The organism is Halorubrum sp. F4 (assembly GCF_027257195.1).
In the GTDB taxonomy this organism is placed as follows: domain Archaea; phylum Halobacteriota; class Halobacteria; order Halobacteriales; family Haloferacaceae; genus Halorubrum.
This window is the reverse complement of record NZ_JAPDFS010000002.1, coordinates 21,223-30,332: the sequence shown is the minus strand read 5'-3', so window position 1 is coordinate 30,332 and position 9,110 is coordinate 21,223. Positions and strand designations below refer to the sequence as shown.

General features: G+C 55.2%; 7 protein-coding genes and 1 pseudogene. 5 read left to right on the top strand and 3 right to left on the bottom strand.

Translation table 11 applies throughout. The features are described from left to right. Positions 1-70: 70 nt before the first annotated feature. The 5 genes and pseudogenes from OKW78_RS04875 to OKW78_RS04855 all read left to right on the top strand — a co-directional run. A pseudogene (locus tag OKW78_RS04875) lies at positions 71-415 on the top strand (arsenic resistance protein); the annotation flags it as partial. 419 nt (positions 416-834) lie between these two features. Further along, entirely contained in the window at positions 835-3,111 is a 2,277-nt protein-coding gene (locus OKW78_RS04870) for a cation-translocating P-type ATPase (protein ID WP_241659221.1), read from the top strand. Between the two features lie 451 nt (positions 3,112-3,562). Continuing rightward, positions 3,563-3,943: a hypothetical protein gene (locus tag OKW78_RS04865; RefSeq protein ID WP_206664951.1), complete on the top strand. Its 381-nt coding sequence runs from the start codon at positions 3,563-3,565 to the stop codon at positions 3,941-3,943. A gap of 41 nt (positions 3,944-3,984) precedes the next feature. Beyond that, on the top strand, positions 3,985-5,091 hold the full coding sequence (locus tag OKW78_RS04860; protein ID WP_206664950.1) for a transposase: 1,107 nt from the start codon (positions 3,985-3,987) through the stop codon (positions 5,089-5,091). Positions 5,092-5,331: 240 nt separating this feature from the next. Further along, a complete protein-coding gene (locus tag OKW78_RS04855; protein ID WP_058365063.1) occupies positions 5,332-5,517 on the top strand; it encodes a hypothetical protein in 186 nt (61 codons plus the stop codon). 159 nt (positions 5,518-5,676) lie between these two features. On the opposite strand, the gene OKW78_RS04850 is transcribed toward OKW78_RS04855, so the two are convergent. From OKW78_RS04850 to OKW78_RS04840, 3 genes are all read right to left on the bottom strand, one after another. After that, on the bottom strand, positions 5,677-6,870 hold the full coding sequence (locus tag OKW78_RS04850; protein WP_241659220.1) for a hypothetical protein: 1,194 nt from the start codon (positions 6,868-6,870) through the stop codon (positions 5,677-5,679). A 145-nt stretch (positions 6,871-7,015) separates the two neighbouring features. Next, positions 7,016-8,170 carry a multicopper oxidase domain-containing protein gene (locus OKW78_RS04845; protein WP_058365064.1) on the bottom strand — a complete coding sequence of 385 codons (1,155 nt, stop codon included), beginning with the start codon at positions 8,168-8,170 and terminating at the stop codon, positions 7,016-7,018. A gap of 163 nt (positions 8,171-8,333) precedes the next feature. Further along, positions 8,334-9,062, bottom strand: coding sequence for a CPBP family intramembrane glutamic endopeptidase (locus OKW78_RS04840; RefSeq protein WP_080508278.1), 729 nt, complete (start codon positions 9,060-9,062; stop codon positions 8,334-8,336). Positions 9,063-9,110 lie beyond the last annotated feature (48 nt).

The following is a 9,110-nucleotide window of genomic DNA, read 5'->3' as shown; positions in this document are numbered from 1 at the left end:
TCTGGATCGAATATGAAGCTACTAAGTATTACTAAGAGTATTAACTAAAGACGAATGAGGAAGGGGCCTTAGCGCCTCAATTCAGGTAATCGTCGAGAATCCGCGACTGCTCGCTGTGATGGCGATTCCCGTGATCGCCTTTTACGTGATCAACCTCGGTGTCGGATTCGCTATTGGTCGTATGCTTGATTTCTCGTACGAGGAACTCGTGTGTTTCAACAACACTATCCTGTCGCGAAACTCACCGACTGCACTCGCGATCGCCGTCGTCGCGTTCCCGAATGAACCACTCATTCCGTTGGCGCTTGTGATCGGTCCGCTCTTGGAACTGCCCCTGTTGGGGATCATCGCTCAAGTACACATAGCGATCAGCGAGCGAGGGTGGTGGTCGCATATTTCCGAGGATGCTACGTAGGTGTGGATACGACTGATTGACACAGATCCACCACAGAGAGTATCAACAACCACATAAACACGACCCACTTACCGAATCATAAGCGACAGACACCCTATCATCCGAATACGTTCTATAAAAAACATGGTTCATAGTGTCCATTCAGACCGGTGTGCTCTCAGACAGACAGCATGAACCACTCCCACTAATATATGACTGAAAAATGTTATTTGTGTGGTCGAGAGATTCAGTCTTCCACGTTCGAGGCTGATGGTGAACGCTCGTTCTGTTCGAGCGGGTGCCACGATGTACACACGACGCTTGGGGCTCCCGATTCTCTCGATGTCACCCAGACCACAACTGAGAACAAGATTGATGAGGGAGACGACACTGTTCCTCCCGATCAGTATCGTTCTCGGACGTTCCTCCGGATTGACGGCATGTACTCCGCGACGTGTGAGGCGTATCTTGAATCTCTCGCTGAGAAACAAGAGGGAGTGATCAGTGCCGAGGCGAGTTACGTCACCGAGACGATCCGAGTTGAACACGACCCAGACACTGTTTCGAAGGAGTCGCTGCGTGATGTATTGAGTACCCTCGGGTATACGGCGTATCTCCGTGAGGATGCCTCGTCAGACGTGAGCGAAACCGGTGGGACGACGCGCCGAGCACGAGAGATGGGTGGAATTCGAAAGCGTCGAGACGACCAGCTGTTGGGAATGCGATACTCCGTCGGATTCCTCTTCGGTGCGTTTCTGTTGGTCCCGTACGTCGCAATTATCTATCCCGCTCACCTTGCGTCAATATTTGACTGGCAAGCGCTCGAAATATTCGAGGGTGCCTTCCGTCTAGATAGCGAGGGAGCGTTCGTCTTCCTCCGGCTGTATTTCGTGATGACCGGCATTATTCTCCTCTTCACCGGTCTCCCGGTGTTGCGCGGCGCATACCTCAGTCTCAAAATGCGACGCCCGAACACCGACCTGTTGGTCGCGATCACCGCGATCAGCGCGTACACGTACAGTACGGCCGCTGTCATCCTCGGACAAAACGACATTTTCTACGACCTCGCGATCGTCGTCACGGCCGCAGTCACCGCGATGGTGTTCTACGAGTCGTCGATCAAGCAGCGCGCCCTTGATCGCCTCACCGAACTCACGATATCACAAGTCGAGCGCGCACGAACGTATGACTCGGACGGGAAGACTGAGGAAGTTCGCGTGGAGGACCTCAATTCAGGGGATGTCGTGCTCGTTCGACAGGGTGAACGAGTCCCAGTAGACGGTGAACTGGTCGAAGACAGCTGTACCGTCGACGAAGCGATCGTCACTGGCGAGTCGCTTCCGGTGCTAAAACGCGCCGGCAACGAGATCATTGGTGGATCGATCGTCACGGACGGCGCGGCCTTGGTTCGTGTCGGCACGGACGTGACGAGCAGTATCGATCGGATAACCACAGCCGTGTGGGACCTCCAGAGCGCGACTCACGGCGTCCAACGCCACGCCGACCAACTCGCGTCGTACGCGGTACTTCTCGTTGTCGGAGCCGCCGTTGCGATCGGTGGTGCCAGTGTAATCGCGTTCGACATGAGCATCCCGGACGCGATCCTCCTCGCACTGCTGGTCCTCCTCGCCGGTTCGCCGTGGGCCCTCGGACTTGCGACGCCGCTCTCGGTCGCGAAGAGCCTCGCAAGTGCACTCCGTCGGGGGATCATTATCTTCGACGAGACGGTGTTCGAACGACTCCGAGACATCGATACCGTTGTTTTCGACAAGACGGGGACCCTCACGACCGGAGAGATGGAGGTGATCGAAGCGGACGCTCCTGCGGACCTCCTTGACGCCGTCGCAGCGCTCGAACAACGAGCATCACATCCCGCTGCAAACGCCATCACAACGGCTTTCGCCCACAGGAATGCGACCGACCAAGGCCTTGACGATCAATCGAACTCGGACAATAACGGTAATGAGACAGAGAAAACAGGCCAGATAAGCGAGTTCACGAATCACCAGTCCGGTATCGAAGGGGTGATCGATGGAACTCCGTATCTTGTCGGAAACCTCGATCTCTTCGCGGAACAGGGGTGGACCGTGGACGACGACATCCGGTCTCGTGTCGCCGACGCTCGGGGCTTCGGTCAGCTTTCGGTCGTCGTCGGTCGCGACGGGACAGCAGAGGGGCTGATCGTCGTGGGCGATGAGCCGCGGGACGGCTGGGACGACACCATCTCTCGGCTCGGAGCACGAGACACGGACATCGTCGTCTTGACCGGTGACGACGAGGAAGCGACGGACTTCTTCAAGCAGCACGAAGCCGTGACGCACGTCTTCGCGAAGGTTCCACCGGAAGGAAAGACGGCGACGATCCGGCGACTCAAATCAGACGGTCAGGTCGCGATGATCGGGGACGGTACCAACGACGCCCCGGCACTCGCAGCCGCCGACCTCGGTATTTCGTTGGGCGGCGGCACGGCGTTAGCTGCTGACGCCGCCGATATCGCTATCGTCGACAACGACATCCGCTCCGTCGAAACCGCCTTCGACCTAGCGGGTGCGGCTCGTCGTCGCGTGAAACAGAACAACCTCCTCGCGTTCTCCTACAACGGAATCGCTCTCTTGGCGTTGGCCGTCGGGTTCTTCAATCCGCTGTCAGCAGCGATCGCAGTCATTGCCGGCGGCGGTCTAGTCGCTGTGAACACCCGACGAAAGTTGCTTCAGTAGCATGTACGAGCCAAGACGAGAACAGAGTTGAGTCGCTCGGTTGAAATCCTCAGGAGTTGATAGATTTTTCGTGCTAAATTCAGAGGATGACGGCACCGTAGAAAGGTGTATTGATGAGTTACCTGAGTTTTCTATGTGACTTCAATTGAGGTGTCTAAAATAATATTTGTAAGTTATTTACATCAGAGTTTCGTTAAGTCAATAAATTGGGTAATAACGTGTTTAGAGAAAATACTGAACATGAGCAAGAGATGCTCTTTTCGCCTTTGAAAGACCTTTCAGGCAGGATACGAAAGAAACTGCAGAATCACTGGTCTACTCACTTCTGCGAACATGTTTTCACCCAAATTGATGAAACAAAGTTCGAACGGCTATACCACGACGGGTATAGCCGTCCGAACAAGCCAGTCAACGAGCTTGTCTCCTTGGAGATTATCTAACACCTGCCGGTATGTCCGACAAAGAGCTCGAACACGCCTACGTCTTCGACTTTCGCGTCAGGAACGTATTAGGAAAGGAGACACTCGGAGACAATATTTGTGAGAAGACACTCACCAATTTCCGCCGTCGGTTGATGGAATACGAAGAAGAGACCGGTCACGACCTGCTAAACGAGGTTTTCGAGAATCACCGTACCTACTTTCAGGGTGAATTTGAGATTGATGCGAGTACTCAACGGATGGATTCGACGTTCATTGAGGCCAACATCAAGCAACTGTCTCGTGTCGATCTCCTCGCTAAAGTGCTTCACAATTTCCTGTGCGATCTCCTTCGGGAGATCGCACAGGAACTTCCTGCTGGAATGACGAGTTCGCCGACATCGAGAACTTAGAGCTGTCCTATCATCTTGAACCGGGCGAAATTCCCGCAACGATGGAAACGCTCGCCGAGCATACTGCGTGGCTTGTTGATCGATTCGGAGACGAGGATGAATACGCCGGGTTGAACAGCTTCGCTCATCTACAGCGTGTCCTCGACGAACAATGCTATCGCATTCCTGATCTCGAAGACGATGACGATAATCAGGATTCTGCTGATCAGGGCCATCCCGGTGACGAGTCACCGGGCTGGCAGCCACTCCAAACGTACACCTCTTCAAGTGACTCTACAGAGACTGCCGAAGATGAACCCGACTCCGAGTCGTTAGAAAGAGACGCCGAAGACAGACACGATCACATCGGACTGGAAGAGTCCGACGAGATCGACAGCAGCTCACTGCAAAACCCTCACGACGACGAAGCGACGTATCGTTCCAAGGACGCGGAAGATTACTTCGGCTACAAGTCGAATATCGCTGAGACATGCGATGGTGAAAATCCGTTTCGTCTAATTACGGCGGTTCGAGTCGATACGAACAACACGGATGATGGAGACCTCTTGGCCGAAGACGCGAGGAATCTCGCCGAGGAAACGGGATTACGTGACCTGCTCGTAGATGGTGGGTACACGCACAAGGAAGTAGAAAAGTGCTGCCGTGATCAGGAGATCACGCAGCACTTCACAGGAATCACGGGTCAACGGCCTGCGGCGGAGAAGATGTCGCTTGCCGCCCCAGAGTGGGATGGGACGAGAATGGTTGCGTGTCCTGCCGGACACGAACCATTCGAGCAGAACCATTACGAGACCGGCCGTATCTCGGGGAAGATGGACAAGAAGTTCTGTGATGGCTGCCAGCACCAAGAGAACTGTTTCGTCGAGGAACAGCAAGAACACTATAGCTACGGGTTCAGGGAACGGCGGGTAGAAGTGGCTCAGCGACGGAGGCGGTTGGATGATCCAGCGGAACAGGAGTTCCTGAACTTACGTGCCGGAGTTGAGTCATTGATGAACGAGATGTATCACAAAGACGGTGAGAAAACGAAGTTCACGGGGAAAATCAAGGTGAAAAACGCCTCGATAGCGAAAGCAATGGGGAGAAACCTGAAGCGAGCCTCCAGATTCCTGGAATCGGAGGCGAAGCAAGAGAAATCGACAGGATAGCCGGGCAAGAAGTGTCGTTTGTCGCTGTCAGCTGGTCCCTGTGTGGTGACGGCTCCGTTTTGATGAGAGAATCACCGGTGATCGGGCCGGGGTGTTCTCGTCAGAACACCCCTTTCTACGGTGCCATCAGAGGATCTATGTAGCACTCGGCCAGTGTGATTTCACGGCGATAATTGTAAATCAGTTGATCATCAGATTTGCTTTCTTAAACACTTTGTTTGTCCAGCCACCATTCCTGATATGGAATTCGACTTCACGCGCTCGGTGATTCCACTTGCTGTGATCGTCGCCGTCGCAACAGTCGCGCTAACGGTTATGATGACCCCCTCGACGGTCTTCATGATGGTCCTCCCCTCAATGATCGTCTTCTCGGTCATCGCGTTCTTCTTCGGGATGAAGCACGGTGAGTTCCGCGCTAGTCCGTAGTGGTACAGCCCAGTCCGTGAGATTCACAGGGTCGAGATCCATGCTCGCCCTGCGTTGTCTCTATCCGATTGATATTGCTGATCAATACGCTCTTTATTTCAACAAGACCTCGGTGAACAATCACCGACAGAGGATATCAACAGATGTAGTTGAGTCTATCTAATCCGCACTAACCTCAAACACGTCTTTTCGGGTAGGTGTAGCGGAATCGATCGAATAGATGAGCGTCCCGGTGAATAGCGCGATGCTACCCAAGAGGAATATCGAGTTGAGCGGCGACGCCGAATCGACGAAGATCCAGTATATCGGCGCCGCAATCGTGGGACCCGCGGCGATTACTGCGACTTGGGAGACGAGCGGCCCACAGCATCCACACGTACACGCACCGACGACCGTCGCCGTCCCGGCGGTGCCCTGTGTCGCTCCTGCCTCACGATTGAGACGCCAAGAGTGAGCAACGGCGGCCGCATTCAGGCCCACGAGAACGCCAAGCGATCCGAGTACCAGTAGTACTCCCGGAGAGATAGCGATGAAGAACGGAACGTCCGGAAGGAGTATTTCGAGTGTGGGCCACCGTACGATCTGATACAGTACGGATAAGACGGCCACAGTTGTCTCTTCGGGGGCACCTTCCTCACTGAAGAACGACAGATACCCCGATGTCGCCATAAAAAAGATACTCACCATGGCTCCGATACCGAATCCGAACCGACGTGCTACCGGATCCTGAAGAATCACGGACAGCGTCGGGCCCACATCTTTCCAGAGAATATATCCAACGAGCAGTGGTGTTGCGAGGACAATCCCGTAACCTATCGGATTCGTGTAGCCGCTAAAACCCGGAAGTAGGTACGGATACAGTATCCATCCTCCAAGTATCATTCCGAGAACCATGTACCGGGGACATGTTGTCCAACGCACGACCCCGACGATGAAACTCACAACCACGACCGAAAGACCCGTTACGATCGCGAGCGGCTGATACCACGACCGGGGGAACGGCATCGAACTGGCCTGATACGTCGGGTCCGGGGCCAGCCCCTCGAACAGAATCGCTCCGGCGACAGTAATCCCGATGCCGACCGCAATCCCGTACAGAGCGGCTGTCGGAGAGATTCGCCCGCTTCGTTTGAGCAGTACGAGAGTACCGACTGACAGGACGCCGATCAGAACGATCGCCAGTCCGTGCGATTGCGAGAGGCCTGACGCTTCGGAGCCACCGTGAGCGGCCACGGTCGGGATCAGAGAGAGGAGGATAACCCCGACTGAAAACAGGATACATAAGCGGGAGAACCTTCGATGAGAGCCCTCTCTGTCACCGTCTGTATCCTGTTGGCGTCCTCTCGGAAGCATTACCCAAGTTTAGCGATCCGCATACAATTATCTGTCTCTTTCGGCCCTCACGAAATCGTTGAAGTGACTCCGCGGAAATTTCCGTCCGGGCAAAACGTTTTGGAGAGAGCCCGATCAGGTTGTTTTGTGAAAATGTCCGATCTTATCAGTTCGGTTCGTATCCGGCGTACTCCATGAGCTGGCTGAAGATGTCCGAATCCATGACGGAGCGATACACGACTCCGGTAAGCATCCCGCCGGGATAGAACGTCCCATTCATGACGTGGTTGACCTTGTGGCAGTGCATGAGGTAGATGCCGGGGTCCGCGTCGGCCGTGAACTCGATCGTGTGCCGCTCGGCGGGGGCAATGTTCGTGACGTCGATGTCGTGTCGGGCTGCTTCCGGGACGACTCCACCGTCCTTTTCGACGCGCTGGAAGCGGTGGTTGTGGATGTGCATCGGGTGGGACATGTACCCGCCGTTGACGAGGTGAATTCTGACTAAATCTCCCTTATCGACGATGATCGGAGAGCCCTGTTCGGGATGGAGGGTTCGGGGTGCGCTCTTCCCGTTGACGGTGAAGACGTCCGGATTGCGCGAGGCCGTGTCGTACGTGAAGTCCGCTTCACCGGCCCACTTCTTCGGGACCCGCGAGTCCCAGTCTTTGATCGTCATGAAGTATTCCCGGTCCGCCGGTTCGTAGCCTTCGGGGTCGACCCGGAAGATCCCGTACATCCCCATATCGATGTGGCGGTGGGTCTGGAGGTGACAGTGGTACAAGTGCGTCCCCGGAACGTTCGCCGGGATCTCGTACGTGTGTTTCTCGCCTGCCGGGACTTGGATGCCGGTCGACGTCGGAACGCCGTCATTCTTCCACGTCTTCGTGACGCCGTGGAAGTGGATCGTGTGCGGCCGGCGTCCGTTCGTGTTGTCGAGCGTCACTTCCATGTCGTTACCTTCGGTCGTTCGGAGGATCGGGCCCGGAACGCTCGGGTCGTTGTCGTCGGCCTGCCACGCCCAGACGCGCGGGAACTCGACCGGGCCACCCATTGAATCGAGCGGGTGGACGGCGTGTCGCGCCGGCTGCGTCCCCATCGTTACGGAACCTCCCTGCTCGTCGACGTTGACCACCGTTGGAGGACTGGTGTAGGGAAGGTCAGACGACGTCTGTCCTTCGTTCGGGGCGTTCGCGGCCGCCGTCGGCGCGTTAATTGTTTTTGATGAACAGCCTGCCAACGCCGATACACCCGTCACGCCGGTTGCAGCGAGAAATTCCCGCCGGGACAGTCCAGTTCCAGGGGCACCGAAAGATCGGGTCATGGTCCATTTGGACGTTGTGCTGTCGCGATAAAGGGAGACTGCAGAATCTCTGTCTGTGAGAGGGCACGCTAACATGTTCGGTAACAGCCGGACGGATCCGGCAAGCAAACGCTTAGTTCTCCGTCACGAGAGCTAGTATCCGGGGTCAACGGGTAGCAAACAGTTACATTCCACCTGTGGCCGTCAAATATGCGCTCGTAAACTGTATCGCATTATACGCACCGTGAATCAGAGCCGGAACAACGAGGTTATCGGTGTACTCGTAGGTCGCACCGAGTACTAGAGCTAGCACGAATGCGATACCGACGTACACAAGCTTTCCTTCTCCACTCAACGAGAAGAGATGGATCGACGCGAAGAGGGCACTCGCAAGAACGATTGCACGGGTTGGATGTAGCGTTTCTCGAAGTGTTCCCTGAACCAGTCCTCGGTATAACAGCTCTTCGCCCGGACCGACTAGCAGAAACGATAGAGGGATGAGAATCAGAAACGCTGTCGGATTCTGCTGGCCAACTGTTACTACCTGGTTTTCCGCCGATTCCAGTCCGAGTGAGGAGATAACGCGTGATGCGACAATGAGCAATCCGAGAAGTGTACCTATTCCCCCGATGATTACAGCAATATCCCGCCTGTCCGGAATCGAAAGCGAAACGAATTCGAAGTCGAGATCGCGAAATCTGAGATAGAGGATTGAGAGCCCTCCGAATGTTACCCCCTGTAATAGGATCGTGCTCATTACGAGGCGCAACGATGGACGAGCGGTTACATCGACCCCGAATGCGCCCAGCAGTGCGGCAGCGATGGTGACAATTATCGACCCGATAACCGTTGAGCCGTACGTGAGCCCAACTGCACTCCCGACAGACTGAATCCGTGTCGTTGATTCTGTCATTTGAAAATACTGGTCACTGATCGATCTGTGAAAGCGATACGTCGAGTT